General features: G+C 69.8%; 24 protein-coding genes. 13 read left to right on the plus strand and 11 right to left on the minus strand.

The window, feature by feature from the left end; translation table 11 throughout:
- The first annotated feature begins 4 nt into the window (after nt 1–4).
- Together ACIP6N_RS13665 and ACIP6N_RS13670 are read left to right on the plus strand one after the other, a co-directional pair.
- On the plus strand, nt 5–673 hold the full coding sequence (locus ACIP6N_RS13665; RefSeq protein ID WP_401815376.1) for a YdcF family protein: 669 nt from the start codon (nt 5–7) through the stop codon (nt 671–673).
- A gap of 127 nt (nt 674–800) precedes the next feature.
- A complete protein-coding gene (locus ACIP6N_RS13670) occupies nt 801–1,394 on the plus strand; it encodes a hypothetical protein (protein ID WP_401815378.1) in 594 nt (197 codons plus the stop codon).
- 66 nt (nt 1,395–1,460) lie between these two features.
- On the opposite strand, the gene ACIP6N_RS13675 is transcribed toward ACIP6N_RS13670, so the two are convergent.
- Nucleotides 1,461–2,225, minus strand: coding sequence for a DUF1963 domain-containing protein (locus tag ACIP6N_RS13675; protein WP_401815380.1), 765 nt, complete (start codon nt 2,223–2,225; stop codon nt 1,461–1,463).
- A 128-nt stretch (nt 2,226–2,353) separates the two neighbouring features.
- On the opposite strand from ACIP6N_RS13675, the gene ACIP6N_RS13680 reads away from it, so the two are divergent.
- Complete coding sequence (locus ACIP6N_RS13680) at nt 2,354–3,133, plus strand: hypothetical protein (RefSeq protein WP_401815381.1); 780 nt, start codon at nt 2,354–2,356, stop codon at nt 3,131–3,133.
- 37 nt (nt 3,134–3,170) lie between these two features.
- Here the strand turns inward: ACIP6N_RS13680 and ACIP6N_RS13685 are convergent, their stop codons facing one another.
- Complete coding sequence (locus tag ACIP6N_RS13685) at nt 3,171–3,938, minus strand: hypothetical protein (protein WP_401815383.1); 768 nt, start codon at nt 3,936–3,938, stop codon at nt 3,171–3,173.
- 457 nt (nt 3,939–4,395) lie between these two features.
- On the opposite strand from ACIP6N_RS13685, the gene ACIP6N_RS13690 reads away from it, so the two are divergent.
- Together ACIP6N_RS13690 and ACIP6N_RS13695 are read left to right on the plus strand one after the other, a co-directional pair.
- Nucleotides 4,396–5,421 carry an MDR family NADP-dependent oxidoreductase gene (locus ACIP6N_RS13690; RefSeq protein WP_401815385.1) on the plus strand — a complete coding sequence of 342 codons (1,026 nt, stop codon included), beginning with the start codon at nt 4,396–4,398 and terminating at the stop codon, nt 5,419–5,421.
- Nucleotides 5,422–5,489: 68 nt separating this feature from the next.
- Entirely contained in the window at nt 5,490–5,855 is a 366-nt protein-coding gene (locus ACIP6N_RS13695) for a MerR family transcriptional regulator (protein WP_401815387.1), read from the plus strand.
- A 58-nt stretch (nt 5,856–5,913) separates the two neighbouring features.
- Here ACIP6N_RS13695 and ACIP6N_RS13700 read toward each other — a convergent pair whose 3' ends face one another.
- Entirely contained in the window at nt 5,914–6,426 is a 513-nt protein-coding gene (locus ACIP6N_RS13700; protein WP_401815389.1) for an NUDIX domain-containing protein, read from the minus strand.
- Nucleotides 6,427–6,635: 209 nt separating this feature from the next.
- On the opposite strand from ACIP6N_RS13700, the gene ACIP6N_RS13705 reads away from it, so the two are divergent.
- From ACIP6N_RS13705 to ACIP6N_RS13715, 3 genes are all read left to right on the plus strand, one after another.
- Nucleotides 6,636–7,070: a helix-turn-helix domain-containing protein gene (locus ACIP6N_RS13705; protein WP_401815391.1), complete on the plus strand. Its 435-nt coding sequence runs from the start codon at nt 6,636–6,638 to the stop codon at nt 7,068–7,070.
- A gap of 19 nt (nt 7,071–7,089) precedes the next feature.
- A complete protein-coding gene (locus ACIP6N_RS13710) occupies nt 7,090–7,764 on the plus strand; it encodes a hypothetical protein (RefSeq protein WP_401815393.1) in 675 nt (224 codons plus the stop codon).
- A 147-nt stretch (nt 7,765–7,911) separates the two neighbouring features.
- Entirely contained in the window at nt 7,912–8,268 is a 357-nt protein-coding gene (locus tag ACIP6N_RS13715; RefSeq protein WP_401815395.1) for a DUF2516 family protein, read from the plus strand.
- 250 nt (nt 8,269–8,518) lie between these two features.
- On the opposite strand, the gene ACIP6N_RS13720 is transcribed toward ACIP6N_RS13715, so the two are convergent.
- From ACIP6N_RS13720 to ACIP6N_RS13730, 3 genes are all read right to left on the minus strand, one after another.
- Entirely contained in the window at nt 8,519–9,685 is a 1,167-nt protein-coding gene (locus ACIP6N_RS13720) for a PP2C family protein-serine/threonine phosphatase (RefSeq protein WP_401816165.1), read from the minus strand.
- Between the two features lie 590 nt (nt 9,686–10,275).
- Nucleotides 10,276–11,403 (minus strand): NlpC/P60 family protein, encoded by a 1,128-nt coding sequence (locus ACIP6N_RS13725; RefSeq protein WP_401815396.1) that lies wholly within the window; start codon nt 11,401–11,403, stop codon nt 10,276–10,278.
- 138 nt (nt 11,404–11,541) lie between these two features.
- Complete coding sequence (locus tag ACIP6N_RS13730; RefSeq protein ID WP_401815397.1) at nt 11,542–12,393, minus strand: class I SAM-dependent methyltransferase; 852 nt, start codon at nt 12,391–12,393, stop codon at nt 11,542–11,544.
- Nucleotides 12,394–12,610: 217 nt separating this feature from the next.
- On the opposite strand from ACIP6N_RS13730, the gene mshA reads away from it, so the two are divergent.
- From mshA to ACIP6N_RS13755, 5 genes are all read left to right on the plus strand, one after another.
- A complete protein-coding gene (gene mshA, locus ACIP6N_RS13735; RefSeq protein ID WP_401815398.1) occupies nt 12,611–13,966 on the plus strand; it encodes a D-inositol-3-phosphate glycosyltransferase in 1,356 nt (451 codons plus the stop codon).
- A 146-nt stretch (nt 13,967–14,112) separates the two neighbouring features.
- Nucleotides 14,113–14,646, plus strand: coding sequence for a YbjN domain-containing protein (locus ACIP6N_RS13740; protein WP_401815399.1), 534 nt, complete (start codon nt 14,113–14,115; stop codon nt 14,644–14,646).
- Between the two features lie 267 nt (nt 14,647–14,913).
- On the plus strand, nt 14,914–15,294 hold the full coding sequence (locus ACIP6N_RS13745; protein WP_401815401.1) for a hypothetical protein: 381 nt from the start codon (nt 14,914–14,916) through the stop codon (nt 15,292–15,294).
- Between the two features lie 231 nt (nt 15,295–15,525).
- Entirely contained in the window at nt 15,526–17,103 is a 1,578-nt protein-coding gene (locus tag ACIP6N_RS13750) for a glycosyl hydrolase family 28-related protein (RefSeq protein ID WP_401815403.1), read from the plus strand.
- Between the two features lie 317 nt (nt 17,104–17,420).
- Entirely contained in the window at nt 17,421–19,124 is a 1,704-nt protein-coding gene (locus ACIP6N_RS13755) for an MFS transporter (RefSeq protein WP_401815404.1), read from the plus strand.
- Between the two features lie 23 nt (nt 19,125–19,147).
- Here the strand turns inward: ACIP6N_RS13755 and ACIP6N_RS13760 are convergent, their stop codons facing one another.
- The 5 genes from ACIP6N_RS13760 to ACIP6N_RS13780 form a co-directional block, all read right to left on the minus strand.
- Nucleotides 19,148–19,750, minus strand: coding sequence for a hypothetical protein (locus ACIP6N_RS13760; protein WP_401815406.1), 603 nt, complete (start codon nt 19,748–19,750; stop codon nt 19,148–19,150).
- Entirely contained in the window at nt 19,743–20,387 is a 645-nt protein-coding gene (locus ACIP6N_RS13765; RefSeq protein ID WP_401815408.1) for a hypothetical protein, read from the minus strand. Before ACIP6N_RS13765 ends, ACIP6N_RS13760 begins: the two co-directional genes overlap by 8 nt.
- Nucleotides 20,384–21,637, minus strand: coding sequence for a hypothetical protein (locus ACIP6N_RS13770; RefSeq protein ID WP_401815410.1), 1,254 nt, complete (start codon nt 21,635–21,637; stop codon nt 20,384–20,386). Before ACIP6N_RS13770 ends, ACIP6N_RS13765 begins: the two co-directional genes overlap by 4 nt.
- A gap of 258 nt (nt 21,638–21,895) precedes the next feature.
- Entirely contained in the window at nt 21,896–23,290 is a 1,395-nt protein-coding gene (locus ACIP6N_RS13775) for a hypothetical protein (protein ID WP_401815412.1), read from the minus strand.
- Nucleotides 23,287–23,601, minus strand: coding sequence for a hypothetical protein (locus ACIP6N_RS13780; protein ID WP_401815414.1), 315 nt, complete (start codon nt 23,599–23,601; stop codon nt 23,287–23,289). The genes ACIP6N_RS13775 and ACIP6N_RS13780 overlap by 4 nt, the downstream gene beginning before the upstream one ends.
- Nucleotides 23,602–23,763 lie beyond the last annotated feature (162 nt).

The following is a 23,763-nucleotide window of genomic DNA, read 5'->3' on the forward strand; positions in this document are numbered from 1 at the left end:
ACGCGTGAGCGACAGCCAGAAGGCCCTCACCGAGGACCAGTGGCAGCAGGCAGAGCTGATCTGGAACTATCACCAGATGCGTCACGAGGTCCGGACCGCCGACGTGGCGATCGGCCTGGGCAGCCACGACCTGGGGGTGGCGGCTTTCTCCGCCGAGCTGTACCGCGCCGGGCTCTTCCCCCACCTGGTCTTCACCGGCGGCAACAGCCCCACCACTGCCAAGGTGTTCCCGCGCGGGGAGGCCGTGCACTTCCGCGAGCATGCCATCGACCACGGCGTCCCCGCCGAGGCGATCCTGCTGGAGCCGAACGCCGGGAACACCGGCCAGAACATCACCCTGTCCCGCGGAGTGCTGGCCGCCGCCGGGATCACACCCAAGACGGTGCTGCTCGTCTCCAAGCCCTACATGGAGCGACGCTCCTTCGCCACTGCTCGGAAGCTGTGGCCCGAGGTCGAGATCATCTGTGCCTCGGAGCCACTGGAGTTCAACGACTACCTCAAGAGCATCGGCGACGAGAAACTCGTCCTGGACATGCTCGTCGGCGACCTCCAGCGAGTGATCGAGTATCCGAAGCTCGGTTTCGCCATCGAACAGGACGTCCCGGAAGACGTGCATGCCGCGTACGAATCTCTCCTCGCCGCCGGCTTCGACAGCCGTCTCCTCACGGCTTGAGGCACCCACCCGGGGCGCGCCGTGCGTGATCCACCAGCCAACCTGTTCCTGCGGCTGACCACGCCGGCCAAGCGGCGGGGGCCGCTGCCCGGGAGACCCTCGACGCGGGCAGAACCGAGGAGACGAATTGATCACCGAGTTTCAACAGAAGTTGCGTCAGCGCTACATCGACGCCCCAGTCACGCAGGCCCCGGAGCCGTGGCGGCAGGTGTCGGACGGTGAGATCCCCATCGGCGGGCTGCTCGGCATCGGCTTCGCCGTTCATCCCGACAGCGGGCACGACCTCGTCATGGTCGTGTCCGGCGACGGCCATGGGCTGTTCGACGCGGTCACCGGCGAGAAGATCGCCCGCGACCGGGATCCCGACCCCGACACCAGCACCCCCGACGCGTCGCCGGACCTCAGCTGCCCCGGACTCGGCCCGATCGCGGGCACCCAGGTTCGCATCGCCGGGCTCTTCGGCGGCGGTTTGCACAGCACCACACCGGACGGCTGGACCCTGGACGTCGTCAGCCCCGAATGGCCCCACGACCGGGTGATCCTCTCCACCGACGGAGGGCTGAACGAAGGACCGGCGGGAGGGACGTGGTGGCACGTCTTCCACTCCCGGTACTCGGAATTCCGCGCCGCCGGCTTCTCTCCCTCAGGCCTCGTTCTGGCGGTCGCCACCAGCAGCGACATCACCCTCTGGTCCCGGCCAGAACTCCGCTTCGGTGTCTGAGCGGACAGCGGTACACGGCCGCGCGAGAGGTTCCGTACGGTGGCCACGCCTGCGGTGGTGTCGCGCTCACGCGACGTCGTAGGAGCGGCGGACGCGGTCGAAGTTCCCGGCGAGCAGGTCTTGTTCGCATATCCAGAAGGAGACGTTGACGACCTCGCCCCACGCGGTGCCGGCCTCGGCTTCCAGTTGCAGGAGCGGGCGATGCCCCTCGGGCCTCGGGGTGTTCGTGTCGTCGCACCAGCCGAGGAGCCGTTGGCGCGGGGTGGGGAAGCGGGCCGTGAAGTCCTCGTCGAGCTCGAACAGCACCAGGCCGTCGCCAGGGACCGCGCGTATGGCTTCGTCGTCCATGTAGGTGGGCAGCGAGGGCTGAGGGCCGGCGGTCCAGGGCCGGGCGGCGAGGCTGCCGGTTCCCGGCGCCGGCCGCCGTACCGCCGCGTCGGCGGGCACGTGCAGGACGCGGCAGCCGTCGTCGCCGCGGTCGGCGGAGAATGGGGCGGCAAAGTCGTCGTCGTGGAAGAACAGCAGGTGCCCGTCGGTCGGCAGAGGCCAGTCCCCGTCGAACAGCGGCGCCAGGGCAGCGCAGTCGAGCTGGGCGAGCAGATGCATCGGCCGACCGAGGCAGGCGGGCCAGTCGGTGTCCGCGGGAAGGCGTGGAAGACCGCCGAAGGCACTCTCACCGGCCGCACTGGTCGCCGCGTCATCCGCCGCTATGACGGCCAACGCCAGGGAAGGCCGGATCAAGGCAGCCAACGGCTCTGCCACGGCCGGCTCCAGGCGCGCGCGGATCAGTTCGCGGGCGTCGGCGATGTCGCGCGAAGGACGGGTGCTCATGCCCGCAGAGCATGCCACCAGGCACTGACACCGGCTCGGCTACGTCGTCCCGCGCGCTGTCGCCGGGCGCGGCGGCGGCCGGCCGGTGGTCGGGAGCGGTGTCAGTGGCATCCGCTTGGATGTGCCGTATGACTGTTCACGACGTTGCCGGGATGCTGCCCGACATCCCGTCGCTGCGAGACCTCTGCCGGTCGATCGCCATGGCCGAGGCGGTGCTGAACCCGGACGGCGAGCGGTACTACGCGTTCAACGCCAACTGGTCGGAGACCGATGAACTCGCCTCGATGCGCGACGGATCGGGCGACGAGTTCGACGTCGTCTTCTCTCCCGCCGGTGCATACACACGCGGCTTCGATCACGCGTCCCCATTGACCCCGTACCTCCAGGACGACGTGCCCACGCCGTGGCCCGGCGTGGTGGACGCCGTCCCCGATGTCTTCCGGCACCTTGTCGACGAGCCCGCCTTCACGGATGAGGACGGCACGCCGGTGGTGACGGTGTGCCTGTGGCGACAGCCGGGAGACGAGCGCTGGCTCGCCGCCACCTCGACGCGCAGCCTGTCGGGCGTCGCCGGACGCCGGAAGGGTCGCCGACCGGTGCGCCGGATCCACTCGGCCCGCAGCCGCTGGTCCGCGCCGCCCGTCGGCCGTTGTGCCGCTTCGCCCGTCGGCCGGTCCGCCGCACCCGCGTCGGAGTCCGTCAACGAGGCCCACTCGGGCTCGGCCAGCAGCCGTCCCAGTGATTCCAGCAGCGCCTCGCGCCGGCCGGGCGGCCACTCGAGCAGCATGCCGAGATCGCCGCTCAGGTCAAGGGCGAGCGAGAGCATCGTGGCGTGGGTGTCGAGGGTGGGAGGCAGGAGGCCGGCCCGTGTCACGACGCTCTCGTACAGGGCGGGCGCGTCGCGGTAGGCGAGGAGGTCGGTCGGCTCGTCATGCGAGCGACCCGTCACGACCAGGAGCCTGGCCGCCAGGGTGAGCAGAGCCGTGTCGGAGGGGTGCTGATTGAGCAGGTCGGGCAGCTGGACGGCCTCTGCGATCCGGCGGGCGAGGGTGCTTCAGAGAACTTGGCGTCTGGCGGGGAAGGCGACCAGCTCCGTATGGATGGTCCGCTGGTCCCCCGTCCACAGGGCGCGAACCAGTGGCAGGGCCTCTTCGCGGCGCGCGCGAAAGTGGAGCCAGATGACGGCCGCGCGTCGACGGCCAGGCGGGTGAACTTCCGGAACACGCTGAGAGCAACGAGACACGGGATGTCCTCAGGCTTTCCGAGGCGGCTGAGCAAGGCGAGGCCGACGGCGACGGCGGGTCCCGTGGTCCCGGTCCGGGTGAGCTGCCGGCCCAGGGAACGGGCCGCTTCCCGCTGATCGTCCGGCAACGGCAGCTTCGCGACGGCGGACCGGATCAGGTACAGGTGGCGGTCGCCCGTGCCGAGCGGGGCGAGGCGGCGGTGCAGGGTGGCCGAGTCGGCCGGTAGAGGGTTCAGCGCTTCTCGGATGGCGTGCTGCGTATCCCGGAAGGCGCTCTGCGCCTCTTCGCGGGGCAGCGTCGCGTCCAGCGGGCCCTTGTCCACCGGGACCGTGTCCGGTCCGGGCCGCGGGGAGAAGGAGAAACCGCGCCGGGGCGGGACTTGTTCGGGAGACTGGCTCAGCAGGTGCAGAGCCTGGTCGTACAGGGCGGGCGGGAGGGCGAGCGCGTCGCGCTCTTCCTGGGCGCTCACCGGGCGGAGTGGGACTCGATTCCATAGGTCATGCGTGCCGCCTGGCAGCCACGTTCGGGCTCTGTCGAGGCAATTAGACCCGCGACGGCATACGGCGGCGCGCGGTGCCCCGCCGAACTGCCCTCTCTTACAAAGAACTTGAGCGTGACGAGGCACAAAACACCTGTGCCGAAGCACGATTGGTGTCACTTTCGGGACGGGGTGAGCTGCCCTCTCGGGTCCCCTGAAGCAAGCCGGTCGTCACCAACAAGGCACGCTGCTTGTCATCACCGGCCATGTCGCAGGCCTCTGTCACCAGTTCCGAGGAGCGAACACAGCGCTCGGAGGATCAGCCCGCACCGGAGCACCGACCAGAATCGGCTTGACCCTGACGTGCGCGTCAGGAGTTAGCGTCACCGCAACCTTGGCGGCGGACGCGCGCGGTGCCGCTGCCCCGAACCTGCCCAGGAGGCCGAACATGACCGCAGCCCTGCCTCGTACCGTCCGTGAAGTCCGGCTCGCCGCCATCCCTGAGGGACTGCCCGCGCGGGAACACTTCGCCCTCGTCAGGACGCCGCTGCCCGAGCCCGGGGCAGGCCAAGTTCTGGTCAGGAACCGGCACTTCCTGGTCTTTCCCGGCCTGCGTACCTTGATCGGCGGGGAGGTTGACGGCGTGCCGCTGCCGCCGCTGCGCAACGGAGATGTGCTGTTCGGTCCCGCGGTCGGCGAGGTCGTGGCCGCGCCGTCCGACAGCCCGCTGCGCACCGGCGATACCGTCGCCCACATGCTCGGCTGGCGGGAGTACGCCCTCGTGGCCGCCGCCGAGTGCACCCTTTTGGACGACACGCTCCCCGATCCGGTCGCGTACCTCTCGCAGGGATCGGCCGCCTACGGAGCACTGACCCGCCTCGCCGGCGTCCGCGCGGGGGACACCGTCTTCGTCACCGGAGCGGCAGGAGCGGTGGGCTCCCTGGCCGGGCAGATCGCCCGGCTGCTGGGCGCCGCGAAGGTGATCGGCAGCACCAGCTCGTCGGAGAAGGCGGAGCGGCTGATCTCTGAACTGGGCTACGACGCGGTCGTGCTGCGAGGAGCTGGGGCCATCGCGGCCCAGCTCGCGGAGGCGGCGCCCGAGGGTATCGATGTCCTGGTGGACACCGTCGCCGGCGAGCAACTGGTGGCGGCACTCGGCGCGGCGCGGCAAGGCGCGCGGTTCGCCCTGGTCGGAGCGCTGTCGGGGCAGATGTCGCCGCAACGGGCCGGCGGTAGCGCGCCGGTGGAGATCGATGCCTTCTGTCTCGTTGTCAAGGGCATCTCGCTGCGCGGATACAGCGGCGTGGACCACCCGGACGTGGAGAAGGAGTGGACCAGCCGCTTCGGTGCCTGGCTGCGCTCGGGAGAGATCAGCTTCCCCCACACACGGATCGCGGGCATCGATCGTGCACCAGAGGCGTTGCGGGAAATGATTGAGGGAAGACACTACGGGGCCGTCGTCGTGGAGTTGTAGCGGTAGTGAGGGCCGCGGCACTTGTTCGGCGGCCGCAGGCGGACAGGGGACGGGGAGCGGGGGACAGGATGCGGATCGGTGAAGCCGCGGCAGCGGCCGGTACTACGCCCAGGGCATTACGGTTCTACGAGGAGCGCGGGTTACTGCCCCCGCCCGTCCGCACGGCCTCCGGCCAGCGCGAATACGGGCCCGACGAGATCGTGAGACTTCGCATCATCCGCGACCTGCTGACCCTCGGATTCACCATCGAGGACTTGCGCAGCTTGGCCGACCGTCTCCATCTGCTCGCGCAGGACCCGCCGCCGCGGTGCGGTTCTGTCGAACCCGGCGACCCCGGGGTTGTCGGCCGCAGGCTCGCCGCCCTGGACGCCGAGATCGACCGGCTGGCCGGACTGCGCGAGAGTCTCGCGCGGCATGTGGCCGGAGACGACTGACCTCGACCGCTTCAGCCTCTTGCCACCGCAGGCGTCCCAGCTCGCGAGGCGGGCACGGTCAGGACTGCGCGGTCCGGAACGCGAGATACCGGCCGAAGGCTTCGTGGCTGTCGGGAGTGAAGCGCCACTCCTGCAGGGCCGATCGCAGATCCGGCTCGGTCAGCAGGCCATGCCAGGCGACCTCATCAGGATCGGCGGCCACGCTGTCAGGCACCACGGCTTCGTGCACGCCGAGCCGGTGAGGGCTCAAACCGCTGCGAGTGAGGCACGTGAACAGCAGGCACGGAGGTACACGAATGCCCAGCTCTTCGGCCGGCTCCCGCGCGGCGGCCTGTTCATAGGACTCCCCGACACCGACGGCGCCACCCACCACGACCTCGGAGAGCCCGGGGAAGCGCGACAACTGCTCCGACCGCCGGTGAACGAGGATCCGGCCATGCTCATCACGACACCCCGTCACGGCGACCCGGTGCAGCCAACCCTCCCGGACGGCCTCCCGACGGCTGACCACCTTCACCACACGATCTTGACCGTCGACACGCTCCACCAATTCATCCACGACGCGCACCATGGCAGAGCCCACCGACAACGCCTCTCTTCGGCGACCCGCGCAGGCCGACTCAAGAGCACCTGCACGAGGAGGCCGCACGCGGATGACGACAGTGGTCCTGCACATACGACACCTATCGTGCTCAGGCTCAACCACCCGAAGGCGTTCGGTGGGACACTATTGCAAGCGGGTGCTTGCAATAGTTAGCAGGGTGGCGCACGATGGAGCGCATGGCATCACTCAACGTCGGCAACCTCGGCGGGTACCTGCGCGAGCAGCGCCGTCATGCGCAGTTGTCGCTGCGGCAGCTTTCCGAGGCTGCCGGGGTGTCCAATCCGTATCTCAGTCAGATCGAGCGCGGACTGCGCAAGCCGAGCGCGGACATCCTTCAGCAGCTGGCCAAGGCGCTGCGGATTTCCGCCGAGACGTTGTACGTCCAGGCCGGCATGCTCGACGAGCGGGAGCGGGAGGAGCTGGAGACGCGTGCGGTCATCCTGGCCGATCCCTCGATCAGTGAGCGGCAGAAGCAGGTGCTGCTCCAGATCTACGAGTCCTTCCGCAAGGAGAACGGGCTCGACGTACAGAGTGCCGCGAGTACGGAAAACGTTTCCGCCGACGAGCCTCCGACGGCCGGCGGCAGTGCTGTCGAACCACCCTCAACCTGATCCGGGAAGGACCACAGTCATGGCCATCGCCGATGACCTGCGCAAGACCCTCACCGACCCGAAGCCCCTCTACTTCGCGGCCGGTACCGCCGATCTCGCCGTGGAGCAGGCCAAGAAGGTGCCCGGTCTGATCGAGCAGCTGCGGGCCGAGGCCCCGGCGCGTATCGACGCCGTGCGCAACACCGATCCCAAGGCCGTGCAGGACAAGTTCACCGGGCAGGCCAAGGAGGCCCAGGCGAACGTCCAGTCCAAGGTCAACGAGGTGTTCGGGTCGTTCGACACCGATCTGAGGAAGCTGGGCGAATCCGCGCAGGACCTGGCGCTGCGCAGTGTGGGTGTGGCCGCCGAGTACGCGGTCCGGGCGCGTGAGGCGTACGAGAAGGTCGCCGAGCGCGGCGAGCAGACCGTACGGTCGTGGCGCGGTGAGGCCGCCGAGGAGATCACCGAGATCGCCGTCGCGGTCGAGCCCGAGCCCGCGACGAAGACTGAGGCCGCGCCCAAGCCCGCCGCGCAGCGGACCGCACCGACGGCCCCGAAGCCCGCCTCGGCGTCGACCGCCACGACGGCCCCCGGCGACGCGAAGCCGGCCGCGGAGGCTCAGCAGGCCGCCGCGGCGAAGAAGCCGGCCGGCCGGAGGGACACCCCGCGCAAGACGACGGCGGCGAAGAAGAAGACGCCGCCGCCCGCGGAGTAACGCCTTCCTCGGGCAGCGAAACGGAGGCGACGGGCCGGGCATCTCTTGGATGCCCGGCCCGTTCTCCGGGTACGTTGACGAGACCGGACCAGATCAGGCGGACCGGACGGACCGGTCGGACCGGTACAGACGACCACTCATTAGGCGGTGCTCACGTTGTTCGGCCTCGGCATTCTCTTCTTGCTGATCGATCTGGCGATCCTCGGTCTCGCGCTGGTCGCGCTGGTCATCGCCGTGATGGCCCGCGGAGATGCCTACCGCGCGGCCGACAAGAAGACCAAGAACTTCTGGATGGGCCTGCTGGGTGCCGTCGTCGCGGTGAATCTTCTCGGACAAGTCGTGAACCTCGGCGGGCTCGCGTTCATGCTCCAGATCGCCGGGCTCGTCGCCACGATCGTGTTCATGGTCGACGTACGGCCCGCGGTCCGCGCGGTCTCCGGCCCCGGACGCCGGGGCGGGTCGAGCAGTGACGGTCCTTACGGGCCCTACAACGGCGGCCGCTGAGCCGCCCGGCGCGTGGTCAACGGCGGTCGCCGAGCCGCCCCGGCGCGTGGCGCGGCTCGCGCCCGGGCCGCAGGGTGATCACCGTCTGTTCGTGCGTGCGGCGGTGCGCCGGGTGAGCGTGTGTGCGGCGGCGGTCAGGCGTGGTCCGTGAGTACGGAGGCGGGCCGGGCGCGAGGCGGGCCGTGCGGAGGGCTCGCGTCGCCTCGGGCCGTCATGTGGGTTCGCCTCAGGGCAGTACTCCGGGCTCGCCTCAGGCCGCCGTCGCCGGGCCGCGTCCCAGCAGCAGGACCGCCACGTCGTCGGTCAGCTCTCCGCCGTTCAGCTCGCGCACATGAGCGACCGCCGCCTCCAGCAGCTCGTCGTCCCTCAGGCCCTTCGCGAGTTGCTGGTTGATCATGTCGACCATGCCCTGCTCGCCCAGCCGCTCCCGCGAGCCGGGACCGACGTAGCCCTCGATCAGGCCGTCGGTGTACATCATCAGGCTCCACGAGCCGCCCAGCTCCACCTGCCTGCGCGGCCAGCGGGCGCGCGGCAGCAGGCCGAGGGCCGGGCCGCCGTCCTCGTACGGGAGCAGTTGCGCCGCCCGGCCGTGCCGGGTGATCAGCGGCGCCGGGTGGCCGGCCAGGCAGAGTCCGGCGCGGCGGCCGTCGGGTGCGATGTCGACCATGCAGAGCGTCGCGAAGATCTCCTCGCTCTCCCGCTCGTGTTCCAGGACCTGCTGGAGTGTGTGGAGCAGCTGATCGCCGCAGAGCCCCGCCAGAGTGAGCGCCCGCCAGGCGATCCGCAGCTCCACACCGAGCGCGGCCTCGTCAGGGCCGTGGCCGCAGACGTCGCCGATCATTGCGTGGACCGTGCCGTCCGGCGTACGGACCGTGTCGTAGAAGTCCCCGCCGAGCAGCGCCCGTGAGCGGCCGGGCCGGTAACGGGCGGCGAAGCGCAGGTCGGAGCCCTGCAGCAGCGGGGTGGGCAGCAGGCCGCGCTCAAGGCGCGCGTTCTCCTTGGCGAGCAGCCGGGACTCGGTGAGCTGGCGCTGGGCGACATCGGCGCGCTTGCGCTCCACGGCGTAGCGGATGGCGCGGCTGAGCAGCCGGCCGTCCAGCTCGTCGCGGAAGAGGTAGTCCTGCGCGCCGACCCGTACCGCCGCCGCCGCGCGCGCGGCGTCGCCTTCGGCCGCCAGCGCGAGTACGGCGTGCCGGGGTGCGAGCCGCAGGACGCGCTTGAGCGGCGTCAGTTCGTCGAGGTCGTCGGTGCCGGGCAGGGCGAGGTCGACCAGGATGCAGTCGATGTCGTCCGTGAGCAGCCGCTCGGCCTCGGTCAGGTTGCGCGCCGTACGGATACGGACGTGCGTCCCGCCGCCTTCGGGCAGCTCGGACGCGGTGAACGCGTGCGCGGGGCCGTCCTCGATCACCAGGATCATGAGGTCGCCGATTTCGGCGGTGCCCGCGGTCGGGTCCACGTCCGGGTCCACGTCCGGGTCCACGTCCGTGTCGGTGGTCGTATCGGCGGTCGCGTCGGCGTCGGCGCTCCTGGGCGTATCCACGGTCTGGTGCGCCGGCCTGTGCGCTGTGTTGGGCGCGGCACGATTCGCGGTGGTGTCCATGGCACGGTGTCTCACCACGGATGGACCTGTGCGCTGCCGCGGTACGGGAATGGGTACGGGCATCGGTCTGGGCTTCCTTCCCTCCCCCCGAGGGCGCGGTGGAGCGACGATCGACGCCCCACCGACGGGGACCTTAGCGGTAGCCGCCGCCCGAGTGGAATGGGTTCTCCCGAGAAGCGCCACCGTCATATGCCGCTTCCCGGCACGCATCAGGCGGGATTCCGGGGGTGCCGCGGTCGGTGGCCATGACAAACATCACGCGCTCCACCCGGCCGACACCCCGCTGCCCATGGCCTGCGTCACACTCCGCAGCCAGGCACGCGAGGCGCGACAGGCAGAGCGGGCACAGCAGCCGCACGAGCCACACCAGGCGCGTCGGCTCGCTCACTCCGTGTCCGGCCGTGCGCCTACTTGTCCGGCCGCACGACCCCGAGTATCGCCATCGCGCCCGCCCCCGACAGCGTCACGTTCCGTCCCGGCCGAGGTGCCTGCACGATCATGCCGTCACCGACATACATCGCCACATGGCTCGCGTCCTGGAAGTAGATGATGAGGTCGCCGGGGCGCATGTCCTCGACGGCCACACGTGGCAGCTGCCGCCACTGCTCCTGCGAGGTGCGCGGGATCCTCCGGCCGGCCGCGATCCACGCCTGGGAGGTCAGTCCCGAGCAGTCGTACGAGGACGGGCCTTCCGCGCCCCAGACATACGGCTTGCCGATCTGGTCCAGCGCGAACTCGACGGCCTTCTTGCCCTCGGGACTCGCCTCGCGGTTGATGTCCTTGAGCGCGCCGGAACTGAGCCAGGCCGACTGCGCCTTCGCCGCCGCGTCCTTCTCCAGCTGCTCCAGACGCTCGCGCTCGTCCTTCTCCAGGCTCGCTTCCAGCTTCTTCGCGGCGGCGATCCGCTTCGTGATCTCCTTCTTGGCCTCTTCCTTCTTGGCCCTGCTGGACTCCAGCTTCTGCCACTGCGCGCTCGCGTCCCGGGTGTACGTCTCCAAGTCTTCCTGCGCGCGGGTCAGTTCGCCCAGGAGGTCCTTGGTCGCCTTCTGGCCCTGCTGGATCCTGCCGACCCCGTCGAGGAAGAGCTGCGGGTCGGTGGTGAGAACCAGCCGGGCCTCCGGCGGCAGCCCGCCGCCCCGGTACTGCTCACGGGCCGCCGCGCCCGCGAGCTTCCGCAGCGCTTCGATACGGAGCTGGCCCCGCACTATCGCGTCCGCGAGGGCGACGACGTCGTCCGACTGCTTGTCGACCCGCTCCTCCGCGAGGTTGTACGCGTCGGTCGCCGACGCGGCCTTGCGGTAGAGGTCGTCTATCTCCGTACGCACCACTTCGAGCGACTTCTTGCCCTTGGTACCCGGAGCCGCGACCCCGGGCGGCATCACAACGGGCGGCGGGGCGACCGCCGGAGGGGACGTGGACGGAGCAGGCGGGAGCGGTGGTGCCGCGTACGCGCCGGGCGTCAGGCCGGGCGCCGACAGCACCGCGAGCGCGCAGACCACCGTGATCGCGGCCATGACACAGCGATGTCTGTTCACGATTTCCCCCTTTTTCCGGCCACCTCAGGCACTCAAGCGTGAATGACGAATGAGGTGCCGCCCCCGTTCCCCGTCACCCTGTCCGTACTTCGAACGAGTTAATCATTCAGACGATCAGTACGGTGAAGGGTGAAACGATCAATACGTGGACGAACGGGGCGCCAGTGCCGACCAGTTCACCGTGACTTCACCCTGCCGTCTACGGCGCGGGTCATCCGCGAGCGGCCAGTCCGACGCCAGATCGCCCACCGCCCTGATCCAGCGCTGCCGCGCGCTCAGCGGCGCGTACGGAGCCGCGGCGGCCCACGCGCGGTCGAAGTCCCGCAGGAACGCGTACACCGGCTCGCCCGGCACATTGCGGTGGATCAGCGCCTTGGGCAGCCGCTCCGCCAGGTCGGACGGCCTGCCGAGCGAGCCGAGCCGGGTGGCGAAGGTGACCGTCCGCGGCCCCTCGGGGCCGAGTGCGACCCACACATGGCGCCGGCCGATCTCGTCGCAGGTCCCCTCCACCAGCAGCCCGCCGGGGGCCAGCCGCGCGCACAGCCGCGCCCAGACCTCGGCCACCTCGGCCTCGTCGTACTGCCGCAGCACATTGGCGGCACGGATCAGCAGCGGCCGCCGCCCGGCCGGGCCCGGCGACAGACCGGCCGGGCCCGGCGACAGAGCGTTCGGTGGAATCTCGAAACCGCCGTGCCGGAAGCGGAGCCCGTCGCGCTCGTACGGCCGTGCGGCGGCGACCCGGACCGGGTCGATCTCGATGCCGACGACCTCGGTGCGCGGCTCGGCCGTACGCAGCCGCCGCAGCAGCTCCACGGCGGTCCAGGGGGCCGCGCCGTAGCCGAGGTCCACCGCGAGGGGATCGTCGCTGCGCCGGAGTGCCGGGCCGTGCGTGGCCGTGATCCAGCGGTCCATGCGCCGCAGCCGGTTCTGGTGGGTGGTGCCGCGGGTGACCGTCCCTACGGGACGGGAGGAGGGGGAGCGGGCGGCCATGGGGATGAGGGTATCCACCCCCGGGTACGCGGGCCGAAGGTTGAGGCGGCGTCGGCAACGTTTTGGTAAAGCCGGAAATGAAAGAGTGCATTCCGCTGTTGGCCAGGTTCAGAGGGGCAGTTGCACCCTCTTTTTGTCGTGCCTTAGCCCTGTTCTGTTCTGTTTTGTCATGTGGTCTGTTGTGGTTTGTCGTGCTCCGAGCGAGAGGATCGTAGACGTGGGCCAGCGCGTGTCCCGGATCGCCAATACGTTGGTGGGGTCGCCGATGCCGCATGTCCCCGGACAGCCCCCCGCCGAGCCCCGCAAACCCCGCCGGGTGGCCATGCTCAGCGTCCACACCTCCCCGCTGCACCAGCCGGGAACGGGCGACGCGGGCGGTATGAACGTCTACATCGTCGAACTCGCGAAGCGCCTGGCGGCCATCGACGTCGAGGTGGAGATCTTCACCCGCGCCACCTCGGGCGGCCTTCCTCCGTCCGTCGAGATGGCGCCCGGAGTACTCGTACGGCATGTGGAGGCGGGTCCGTACGAAGGCCTCGCCAAGGAGGAGCTGCCCGCGCAGCTGTGCGCCTTCACGCACGGCGTGATGCAGGCCTGGGCCGGACAGAAGCCCGGTTACTACGACTTGGTCCACTCCCACTACTGGCTCTCCGGGCACGTCGGCTGGCTCGCCTCCGAGCGCTGGGGCGTCCCGCTCGTGCACGCCATGCACACCATGGCGAAGGTCAAGAACGCCGCGCTCGCCGCGGAGGACACCCCCGAGCCCGCGGCCCGCGTCATCGGCGAGACGCAGATCGTGCGCGCCGCCGACCGGCTGATCGCCAACACGGCGGAGGAGGCCGGCGAACTGGTCCGCTTCTACGACGCCGACCCGGCGAAGACCGCCGTCGTGCACCCCGGCGTGAACCTGGACTGTTTCAGCCCCCGGGACGGCCGCGCCGCCGCCCGCGAGCGCCTCGGCCTGCCGCAGGACGCGTTCGTCCCGCTCTTCGCCGGCCGCATCCAGCCGCTGAAGGCCCCAGACGTACTGCTGCGCGCGGTCGCCGTGCTCCTGGAACAGGATCCCTCGCTGCGTACGAACCTGGTCGTGCCGGTCGTCGGCGGCCCGAGCGGCACCGGCCTCGCCAAGCCGGAGTGCCTGCAGAAGCTCGCCGCGCGCCTCGGGATCGCCGACATCGTCCGCTTCCGTCCGCCGGTCGGCCACGACAAGCTCGCGGACTGGTTCCGCGCGGCTTCCGTCCTGGTCATGCCTTCGTACAACGAGTCCTTCGGGCTCGTCGCGATCGAGGCGCAGGCGGCGGGCACGCCCGTGGTGGCCGCGTCCGTGGGCGGTCTGCCGGTCGCGGTACGGGACGGCGAGACGGGTTTCCTGGTGCCGGGCCACGAACCGGCGGCGTACGCGCAGGCGCTGCGGCGCTTCATCGACCGGCCGGAGCTGGTGGCCGGGATGGGCGCGGCGGCCGCGCATCACGCGCAGTCCTTCGGCTGGGACGCGGCGGCTTCCGCGACGGCGGACGTGTACGCGGATGCCGTGGCCCAGCACGGCAGCGGCTCGCACACGCACCAGGGCTGAGGTACGCACCGGGGCCGGCGGCGCGGCTGACGTATACGCGCGGCTGGCGTGCGTGACGGCGCTGGTGTACGCGGCGCGGCTGACGTGCGCGGCGCACGCGCCGCTCTCACGGCGTGCGCGCCGCCCTTCCGGCGTACGCTCGGAACATGGCTGACGTACCCCCACCGACCGAGCTGGCCCGGCGCGCGGCCGAGGTCATTGAGCAGACGCTGAAGGATGCCGAGGTGGAGTGGGAGTGCCCCGAGCCGGGGTCCTACGTCGTCACTCTCCCCGGTACTCGCAAGCTGTCCACGACCTGCTCGCTGCGGGTCGGCAGACACGCCCTTTCCGTCAACGCCTTCGTGATCCGGCACCCCGACGAGAACGCCGAAGGCGTCCACCGCTGGCTCCTCGAACACAACCTCAAGCTCTACGTGGTGAGTTACGCGGTCGATCCGCTCGGCGACATCTACCTGACCGGCAGACTGCCGCTCGCGGCCGTCACGGAAGAAGAGATCGACAGGCTGCTCGGCTCGGTCCTGGAAGCGGCCGACGGCTCCTTCAACACCCTGCTGGAGCTGGGTTTCGCGAGTGCGATCCGCAAGGAGTACGCGTGGCGCACCTCCCGGGGCGAGTCGACGCGAAACCTGGACGCCTTCACGCATCTCACGCAGCGCCTCTCCGGAACGGGCCCGGCCTGAACGAACCGCCGTCTTCGCCACGTCCGGGCGATGGCCGACGGGGAAGACGCCGTGTGTAGGCTCGCTGGCGCGTGCACCGGTCTCTGTGAAGTCACCTTCGGCGTAAGGGAGTTCGCCTTTGTGGGCATGTCTTCCGCAACGCCCGGTTTCACGGTGGGCGGTGCCGATTCAGTGCCGACTGGAGGACATCGTCGTCCTTCGGGACCGAATGAACGGCCCCATGGCCTTTCGGTCGCCTTGCCTTAATTTTCCAGAAGGAGCCGTGTGATGGAGCATCAGATAGAGACAGTTGAGCTGTCCGAGGGTGATCTCGCCGGCATCTCCGCGGCCGGTGACGGGTCGGACCAGATCATCTGGGCGCCGCCGAACTACAACCCGGAGCCCGACTACGCGCAGCAGAACGACAACCAGAGTCAGATAATTTGGACCCCTCAGTCCGGCGACGGAACGGTTTACGGCCAGAGCGGCGTCCCCATCGATGCCCTCCCCGAACCCATTCAGTTGGAAGATGGTGCCCTGCCGACTTTCACGTTCATGAGGGGGGAGAACGGCGGCGATAGCTATCCTCTGCCCGAAGGTGAGGCTCCGGAGCCTTCCGAAGGCGTGGTCCCGGAGGGCGACGCCATGCCCCCGCGCGACGAGTTCTAGTTGGGCGACCGGCTGTGATGCGGAGCTTTTCGCATCGCGGCCGGTCGTCATGGTCCGACCGGAGGTCCAGGCAGCGGGGCTGCCTGGACTTTTGGCGAACGCGCGTGCCGGGTGCCGCGACGGGGCAGGCATCACCGGCAGGGGCGCTGGGACCGCTCCGAACCTCGCGGAACTCCGCCGCGGTCATCGAGGGCCGGGCGCCACATGCCGGCAGACAGGGGTACGCGGCACATGACCGCAGGGACGTCCGAGTCGGCGCTCTGGCGCGAGTTCGCCGCGTCCCCCCGCACCCACCCCCAGATCCCGTACGTGGCCCAGGCCGGCCGGTGCTCCGGCGCCGCCGGCCTCCCGAGTCCGCCCGTCGTGGCGGACGTCCGCGCGTACGGCGCGCGGGGCGACGGCTCCGCCGACGCCGCCCCCGCGATCAACCGCGCCCTCGCCGACGCCGGTGAACGCGGCGGCGGCACCGTCACCGTCCCGCCGGGTACGTACCGGATCGACGACGTGATCCGCGTCGGGCACAGCGGCGTCGTCCTGCGCGGCGCGGGCAGCGGCCGTACGACGCTCCTCGCGACGAAGAACCTCACCGAACTGATCGGTCCCTCCGGTGCCCGCGACGGCGGCCGGAAATCCGGCTGGTCCTGGTCGGGCGGCCTGATCTGGCTCTGTCCCGCCGACCGGCTGACGGCGCTCACCGACGCCATCACCTCGGAGGTCTGGCCCTGCGAGGGCTGGACGGGCAACGAACGAACCGACTGGCGGCACCTCACCGCCGTCGGGCCGGCCGTACGCGGAGACCGGACGGTGACCGTCGAGGACACGACACGGCTCGCGCCGGGCCGCCTCGTCCTGCTCCGGCTCGCCGACGACACCGGCCACACCCTTCTCGCGCACATCGCGGGCGAAGGCCCCGGCGCGCGGGCGTACGACTGGGAGGCCAAGACCAAGCTGACCTCGTACACGCCCTTCGAGTGGCCGGTGCGTGTCGTCGCCGTCCAGGGGCGTCAAGTGACCCTGGAGCGGCCGCTTCCGCTCGACGTACGACCGGAGTGGTGCCCCGCGTTGACCACTTCCGTCGCCCCGCTCACCGACTCCGGTGTCGAGGGCCTGACTCTGGAGGCGGTCGAGACGCCGCAGTCCCCGCACCTGCTCGACAAGGGCCACAACGGCCTTGTCCTCCAGTGCGCTTACGACTGCTGGGCGTACGACGTGGTCGTACGGCACACCGACAACGGCTTCGGCCTGGTGGCCGCGTCGGCCTGCACACTGCGCGCCACCCGGGTGACCGGGCGGGGCTCGCACCATCCGTATTACTGCCGCGAGGGTTCGCACGACAACCTGGTCGAGGACTTCGCCGTCGAACGGCCCGCGGTCCCGGCGGCGGAGGGCACGCAGTTGCACGGCATCAACGTCGAGGGGCTGTCCAGCCACAACGTCTGGTCACGCGGCCGGATGGAGGCGGGCACGTTCGACACGCACCGCGGGATGCCGTTCGCCAACGTACGGACGGAGATCACCGTCACCAACGACGGCCGGCACGGCGGTGACGGGAGCGCGGGCCCGCTCTACGGCGCGCGGTTCGCCCACTGGAACATCACCGTCACCAACGCGCGCGCGGGTCTGGTCAGGATCGACACGATCGCCCCGTACAGCGCGACGGCGGGCATCAGCGAGGTCCGCGAGTTCGACCAGACCGATGTCCCGGACTTCGAGGGTGACTTGCATACGCGGCTGGAGCATTACGGCCGCCCCGAGGCCGTCGTACCGCGCAATCTGTACGAGGCGCAGCGCGGCCTGAGTGGCCTGTAGCTCCGGGTCTGGACGGCTTGCGGCTCCCGGTCCGAGCGGCCTGTAACTCCGGTGCTCACCACTCAACCACCCAGAGTTCACGCGAGGTTGGGTCGCTGGAGTGTTCCTGGGGGCCGCCACCGGCAAGGATGTTCCCCGAGCGCCGCCTCGACCCCGCGCGGTCGTGCCGCCACACGGCCGCGCGGCCCGGCGCCCCACTGCTCCGGCGCCGAGTCCCTCCCCTGCGGACGATGACGTGTGCGGCGCCCCGTTCGGACGGTGACCCGTGCGGCCCTCCGGGGTTGCGGGACGTGTGACCGTACAGCAAGATCCCGTGCATGAGGGACAAAGGGGACTTCCCGGGCTCCAGCTCTCCGGGTTCCGATCCCCCGGACTCCGGCCCCGGAGGGAGCGCGCGTAACCAGAGGCCCGGCCAGACGCCCGGCCAAGCGCCTGACGAGCTACCGGACCGGGCGCCGGACCGGGCACCGAAGCAGGCTCTGACGCTCGCGGCGATGCTCTTCGCCGTCTCCATGACCTTCATCGATCAGACGATCGTGGTCATCGCGGCGCCGGAGATCATCCACGAGCTGGGTCTGTCCGCCTCCGGCATGCAGTGGGTGATCAACGCCTATCTGCTGACCCTGGCCGCGTTCTTCGCGCTCGGAGGCCGGCTGTCCGACCTCTTCGGGCACCGCCGGGTGATGGTGATCGGCACGCTCGTCTTCGTCGTCTCCTCGGTGCTGTGCGGCGTCGTCCCGCACGGCGGCTTCGCGCAGTCCTGGCTCATCATCTTCCGCGCCTTCCAGGGCCTCGGCGCCGCGCTGATGTTCCCGGCGGCGCTCGCCGTCGTCATCGCCGTGTTCCCGGTGAGCCGGCGCGGACGGGCGCTCGCGCTGTTCTTCGGCCTGTCGGGCGCGCTGACCGGAATCGGCCCGCTGCTGGGCGGCTGGCTCACCGAATGGACCTGGCGGGCGATCTTCTGGGTCAACGTGCCCGTCGCCGCCGTCGCCCTCGTCCTGACGGCGATGGCCAAGGTCCCGAACACCGCGCGCCGCGAACGCCTCGATGTGCGGGGCGCGGTGATGGTGGCGGCGGGCATGGGGCTGACGGTGCTGGGTCTTCAGCAGGCGTCCACCTGGGGCTGGGACAGCGCCGCGACCTGGGCCTGCATCGTGGTCGGTCTGGCGGTGCTCACGCTGTTCTGCGTGTACGAGTTGCGCGTCGAGGTGCCGCTGATCAAGCTCCGGGTGTTCCGGGACAGGGCCTTCGCGGTCGATATGGCGGTGCTGTTCTTCGCCATGCTCGCTTTCGTGCCCGTGTTCTTCTTCGTGTCGGTGTACGCACAGGTCTCGCTGAACTCGTCAGCGAACGAGGCCGCGCTCTTCCTCCTGTACTTCTTCATCGGTTTCGCCATCGCGTCCCAGCTGGGCGGCCGCATCCTGGACAAACGCGGCGCGCGCCCGGCGCTGAGGCTCGGTTCGCTCGTCGGCGCGGTCGGATTCGCCCTGTGGGCCGGGAAGATGACGGACCTGTCGATGAGCGCCCAGTGGCCGTACGCGGCGCTGGCGGGCGCGGGGATCGGCTTTCTGCTGTCCCCGGCGTCGACGGACGCGGTGAACCGCGCGATCGGAGCGTCGTACGGCGAGGTCACCGGCATCACGCAGACGGTGCGCAACTTCGCGGCCAGCGTGGGCCTCGCGGTGTTCGGCACGGTCCTCACCCACGTCACCACCGACAAGGTCATCGGCACCCTGACGGCCAAGGGCGTCCCGAAGGCGCAGGCGCACGACGTGGCACACGGCGTCGCCGAGGCCATCACGGGCAGCACCGGCGCCCGGCAACCGACCGGCTCCGGCGCCGTGGCGCGTGCGACGCGCGAGGCCATGAACGCGATCAGGACGGACTTCGCCGAGGCGAACAGGGTGGTGTTCTACGGGATGGCGGCGGCGCTGGCACTCGCGTTCGTCTGCTCCCTGTTCCACCCGGGCACGAGGGTGACCCAACCACCGGCCGACGCCCCGGCGGAGCCCCGCACCTGACTTTCAGGCACGGGCGCCCCACTTCAGGACTCCGTCGCACCGAGCGACAAGCTCCGCGCCATCTGGTCGAGGACCTGTTCCAGCGGCTCGTCCAGGACCGATTCGGTCCACGATGCGTACAGCACGAGAGCCGCGTCCTCCGACGGTGGGCGCACGCCGTACGCCAGCGAGCGGATCAACGGCCGGGGGCCGAAGAGTCGCTTCTTCTCACCGGCGAAGTTCTGGCGGATCCGGACGGCGGGACCCAGCGGCAGAGCGATACGGCTGACGTCGGGCTCGCCGAAGTCGTCCGTGCTCATGAGACGGGTCAGCCAGTCCAGGGTGATTTCAGGTGTGGTCGCGTCGGGATGGATGGCGTCGATTTCCGCTACGGCTGCCGCAGAATTGAAGCCACTGACGTACCAGGCGAATGCGCCGAGAGGGGTGCGCTCCTGGCTGTCGGCGGCGGTGGCGCGCAGGTCCTTGGTGAGCGCGCGCGGATCGCCCTTCTCGCCATCACGCGCGTACCGCACCGCGAGTTGCTCGGCTTGCTCGCGAGCCCAGTGGCCGAGGTCCAGGGTGCCGGCCAATGGCAGTGGGACCCAGTCCACGCCGCATTCGATCCCCAGGCGGGACAGATCAGTCATGTCCGGTTGCTCCATCCACCCACACCAGGGTGTCGGCAATAGCGTCGAAGAGATGTGTCATCGCATCCGCGATGACTTCCAGGGGGGTCGAGAACGAGAGCAGCAAGAACGCTGTCGAGCCGGGCACCGGGATGTGGTAGTCGACGGAGGTCGAGATCGCCGACCGTCCTGTGGCTTCGCCGGACGGCTGTTGCTGTCTCTTGCGGACACGTACGGCAGGACTCGACCTGAGTTCTCCGATGCTGACTTCGCGGTCCTCGTCGTCCTCGACGAGCGATTGTGCGAGCGCTTCGAGAGGAAGGGGTTCCGGGTGTTGCAGCGGGGCCAGGGTGACGAGCAATGACGCTGGAACGGTGAAGGGGCCGGCCTGTTGGAGACTCAGGTACAGCTCGATACCGCCGCTGCGGTAGGCCTTCGCAGCGCGCTTCTTGAGGTCTTTGCGAAGTTCCTCCTTCAGCAGCGGGGCGCTGTCGTAGCCTGCGAACTGCTTTTCCACCAGGGCGGTCACCGACTCTTCCCGCCTCTGCGGAGTGAGATCGATCCGGAACCAGCCGTCGGGCAGCAGTAGCCGGTAGTCGCTCGGCGGGGCGTCCTGGCCGGATACGGAGCTCGGCGCCGTTGCTGGGGGACGTGTCATGTGATGGGCAACTCCCGTGTCGGTGCGGGGCGTTCCAACGTGCGGCGGCTGCGCAGTTGGTGGAGCAGGTAGGGCGTGGCCTGGAGCAGGGCCCCCGCGGCGCCCATCAGGACGGCCGAGGCACCTGCCCAGGGGTGGCCTTCGGCAATACGCGCCCCGGTCATGACGGAGAACAGCGAGCCGAACGCCATGATCGCGGTGGAGGACACTCCTGCCGCGGTGGAGGGGAAACGGGACAGGGCTCGGGCCTCCCTCGCGGGCACAGGAACCATGCGGCTTCCGAGTACGGGGTGCCTGGGCCAGAACGCGGAGGCTTTGCGGCTGAGTCTGCGCTCCTGGACCGGTAGCGCGGTGGCCTGCCGCAGTTGGGCCCAGTTGGTGTGACCGCCAAGTCCGCCGAACCACTGATCCCAGGGCAGAAGCGCCCGAGTCTGCGTGTCGGGGCCGAGGAACTCGATCCCGACCAGCGCTCCTGTGTGGTCGCTCACCTGGCGCAGCGAGACCACCGCGTGCGGGCCGCGTCGCGGCAGCCAGTACTCGCTCCCCGCAAGGTCCTTGAGGACCAGGTCGTCTTTCTGGACCCGGAGTTCGGTGTGCAGGCAGAAGCGCACGGACGCCGCGGGGAGCCCGTCGGCCTGGGCGGCGCCTTCGCCGGCGACGGCCGGTCGAGGAGAGATCCGAGCCAGCACTACGGGTGGGCAGACGCTGCGCCGCCGCCGGGTCCAGCCACGCAGCACGAGCCGAGCCGACGGCCCGCTGAGAGCGGCGGCAGCCGCCGTCACGACGAGCGGGGCCGATGTGGCCCCGGAGAAGAGCAACAGCGTGAACGCCGCAAACCACAGGCACCCCGCCGAAGCTCGCACGCCCGTGTACCAGTGGGGAAAAGCGGGCCCCGGGCTCATCGCGGTACGTCGGCCAGGCCGCCGCACGATGCGCGGATCGGCCGCGTCTCGGGCGGTGTACAGCGGTATTCCCGCTGCCGCGAGGAGCGCGGAGACCCCTGAGCGGGCCAGCAGTTGCTCGCCGTGGACACCGCGGTGCGGAAGATCCGCGGCCTCCGGCAGCCACTCCGCCGGGTCGAAGCGGCCGACGAGCCCCCCTGAGGAGTCCTGGAGCTGCACCTCGGCCCACGGCTGCGGACGCTCCTCCAGCAGGCCGCCGAACCACGCCGACGGCACGCCGACGGCCGTGTCGACGAAGACAGCCTGAACGACACCGTTTTGTCCGGCCCCGACTGCGTATCGCCGCACTGCCGTCCGCCCCGCACTGGACCTCCGTATGAGCACCAGATGGGAGCCGTCGAAGAACAGCCGGGCAAGCCGGCACACCTCCAGTCCCGGCCCTCGTCGCGCAGCCGGACGCAGTGCGGGCTCACGGGGCTCGGGCAGAGCTGCGGACACAGGGTCAGGGATCATATGGTGCACATTTCGATGTGGGGCGGTGGAGCGGGCCACGCGCGCGGCAAGCGGAAGAGGGGCATGTACACCGCATGGGGTGCGTAGGACTGCTCAGTCCCCACCGAGCGCTGAGGTCACCGTTCCGTACGCGCCTTCCGCGCCGGCCGCCACGCCGACGAGAGTGGAGGCCGCCCATATATTCGTCTGGGACGAGAAGGTGTCAACTGCCGAGGCGACCGCTGGCATTTTCAAGGCGGCCGGCGAAATTCTTCTCAGATCTGCGGCAGCCTTGGCGAGGTCGGGGTCGAGAGTGCCGACCGAACGGGGCGCGGCGATCCCGGTGAAGGCGTTTCTGACCGACTTCACCCCCTCCACGGTGTCCTTCGCCATCGCGGTGGGGCTGAAGCCCTCCCTGATGTTGTTCAAGCCGGGGAACTTGCCCTTCGGCATACTCGCCATGGCCTGAGCGGTCGACTTTCCGCGGAGTGCCCCCTGCGAGCCCCGGTTGGCGAGGTTCCACGCCTGTTTCCGACTTGCACCGGAGGCAACCGCGTTCTTGTACAAGTTGCTGCGGGCGACCGCCTTGCTGCCAGCTGCCGCTGACTTGGCTCCGCTGATGGCGGCACGTCCAAGGCCGAAGGTGGCGACACCGATGGCATCCAGAAAAACTGATCTCCAGCTTCCCTCACCACCCAGGGCGAGCACGAGGTCGGTGGCGAGTGCCACCACGCTGACCAGTAGAGCCATGGCGTCGGCGACCACCGCGATGGCCTGGCCGATCACTGGAATCCAGCCCAAGGTCAGAGCCACGACTCCGGCCCAAAGGGCGATCCGCCCGGACCACTTGGATATCTCCTTCAGCCAACCCGCGTTCTCGTGGACCCAGTTTTTGAATTTGTCTGTCCAGCCGTCCTTGAGGCCATCCTCCTCGATGACGTCCCGGATGGCCTCGGCCGCCAGCTTCGCCGCTTGGTCCCGGATGGTCTTCGCGATGCTCAGCGCCTTTTTGGCGTCCTCGAGAGTGCTGGCTGCGGTCTCCTTCCTCTTTTCGTACTTCTGGGAGTCCGGGTCGTCCTTGGGGGTGTCATCCGGCTGCCCGTCCAACGACCGCTTGGCGGACCTGAGGTCGTCGTCGGCCGCTTCGGCGTCCACGAGCGCCTTGTCCGCCATCTGCTGGGCCCGCAGTAGTTCGGAGGCGTATTCCTGACCGCATACTCCGTCGACGACTTTGGTACCGAGGGCGCGCGACGCTTCGTCGTAGCGCTTGAAGGCCTTCCGGAGCTTGTCCGCCGCACCGTCGGCGGAGTCACGGAACTCGGCCGCGGTCTTACTCTTCCAGCTCTCGACGGAGGACAGAGCCTTGATCTCGCGGGCTTCCTTCTCGATCGTGTCAGCGGTCCTGCGCAGTTCCTTACCGAGTCGCGCCACCTCATCAGGGTCACCGGGTATCGGGTCCGAAGGCTCGCCGAGCACCTCCCAGCGGTGCGCTGCCGGTCGCGCCGTCATGATCCGGTTCTCCCGTCCCTTTTATCTGACTCGCGCAGCGCATTGGCGAGTTCGGAGTCCACCTGCTCGTAGGAGTCCGCAGCGGTCTTGGTGATCTTGTGCAGGGACAGGAGCTCATCGGTCAGCTTCCGGCGCCGAACCTTCCAGTTGCTGTCGAACTCGTCGAAGGCGTCGAGGAGCCTCTGAGAACCGAGTTCCCCCGTGCCAAAAGCCTTCGCGGGGTTACTTCTCTTGGAGAAGGTGTCGTGAACGCGTTTCAGCGCTGCCGCACACTCCTTGATACGTTCTATGTCCGCTTCTTGGTCACCCACGATGATGCTCCCCCGAACAGAGGTGTACCGGAAGTGATTCATTCCTCTGCGTTGTTCGACCGAAATGTTTCCGGCACGGGAGGCTACCCGACGGCATCGTACGTACACCATCGGCACCGTCAGGGGCACGCCGAAGACCGCACCGTACGGGGCCACCTCTTC

Origin of the sequence: Streptomyces sp. NPDC088725 (assembly GCF_044751305.1) — a bacterium.
GTDB lineage: Bacteria > Actinomycetota > Actinomycetes > Streptomycetales > Streptomycetaceae > Streptomyces.

Bases quoted from the DNA above. Each gene is read 5' to 3' on its own strand.
- ACIP6N_RS13675 (WP_401815380.1), bottom strand. From the start codon at position 2,225: ATGAGCACCCGTCCTTCGCGCGACATCGCCGACGCCCGCGAACTGATC.
- ACIP6N_RS13680 (WP_401815381.1), top strand. From the start codon at position 2,354: ATGACTGTTCACGACGTTGCCGGGATGCTGCCCGACATCCCGTCGCTG.
- ACIP6N_RS13690 (WP_401815385.1), top strand. From the start codon at position 4,396: ATGACCGCAGCCCTGCCTCGTACCGTCCGTGAAGTCCGGCTCGCCGCC.
- ACIP6N_RS13695 (WP_401815387.1), top strand. From the start codon at position 5,490: ATGCGGATCGGTGAAGCCGCGGCAGCGGCCGGTACTACGCCCAGGGCA.
- ACIP6N_RS13700 (WP_401815389.1), bottom strand. From the start codon at position 6,426: ATGGTGCGCGTCGTGGATGAATTGGTGGAGCGTGTCGACGGTCAAGAT.
- ACIP6N_RS13705 (WP_401815391.1), top strand. From the start codon at position 6,636: ATGGCATCACTCAACGTCGGCAACCTCGGCGGGTACCTGCGCGAGCAG.
- ACIP6N_RS13710 (WP_401815393.1), top strand. From the start codon at position 7,090: ATGGCCATCGCCGATGACCTGCGCAAGACCCTCACCGACCCGAAGCCC.
- ACIP6N_RS13720 (WP_401816165.1), bottom strand. From the start codon at position 9,685: ATGATCCTGGTGATCGAGGACGGCCCCGCGCACGCGTTCACCGCGTCC.
- ACIP6N_RS13730 (WP_401815397.1), bottom strand. From the start codon at position 12,393: ATGGCCGCCCGCTCCCCCTCCTCCCGTCCCGTAGGGACGGTCACCCGC.
- ACIP6N_RS13740 (WP_401815399.1), top strand. From the start codon at position 14,113: ATGGCTGACGTACCCCCACCGACCGAGCTGGCCCGGCGCGCGGCCGAG.
- ACIP6N_RS13745 (WP_401815401.1), top strand. From the start codon at position 14,914: ATGGAGCATCAGATAGAGACAGTTGAGCTGTCCGAGGGTGATCTCGCC.
- ACIP6N_RS13750 (WP_401815403.1), top strand. From the start codon at position 15,526: ATGACCGCAGGGACGTCCGAGTCGGCGCTCTGGCGCGAGTTCGCCGCG.
- ACIP6N_RS13755 (WP_401815404.1), top strand. From the start codon at position 17,421: ATGAGGGACAAAGGGGACTTCCCGGGCTCCAGCTCTCCGGGTTCCGAT.
- ACIP6N_RS13760 (WP_401815406.1), bottom strand. From the start codon at position 19,750: ATGACTGATCTGTCCCGCCTGGGGATCGAATGCGGCGTGGACTGGGTC.
- ACIP6N_RS13765 (WP_401815408.1), bottom strand. From the start codon at position 20,387: ATGACACGTCCCCCAGCAACGGCGCCGAGCTCCGTATCCGGCCAGGAC.
- ACIP6N_RS13775 (WP_401815412.1), bottom strand. From the start codon at position 23,290: ATGACGGCGCGACCGGCAGCGCACCGCTGGGAGGTGCTCGGCGAGCCT.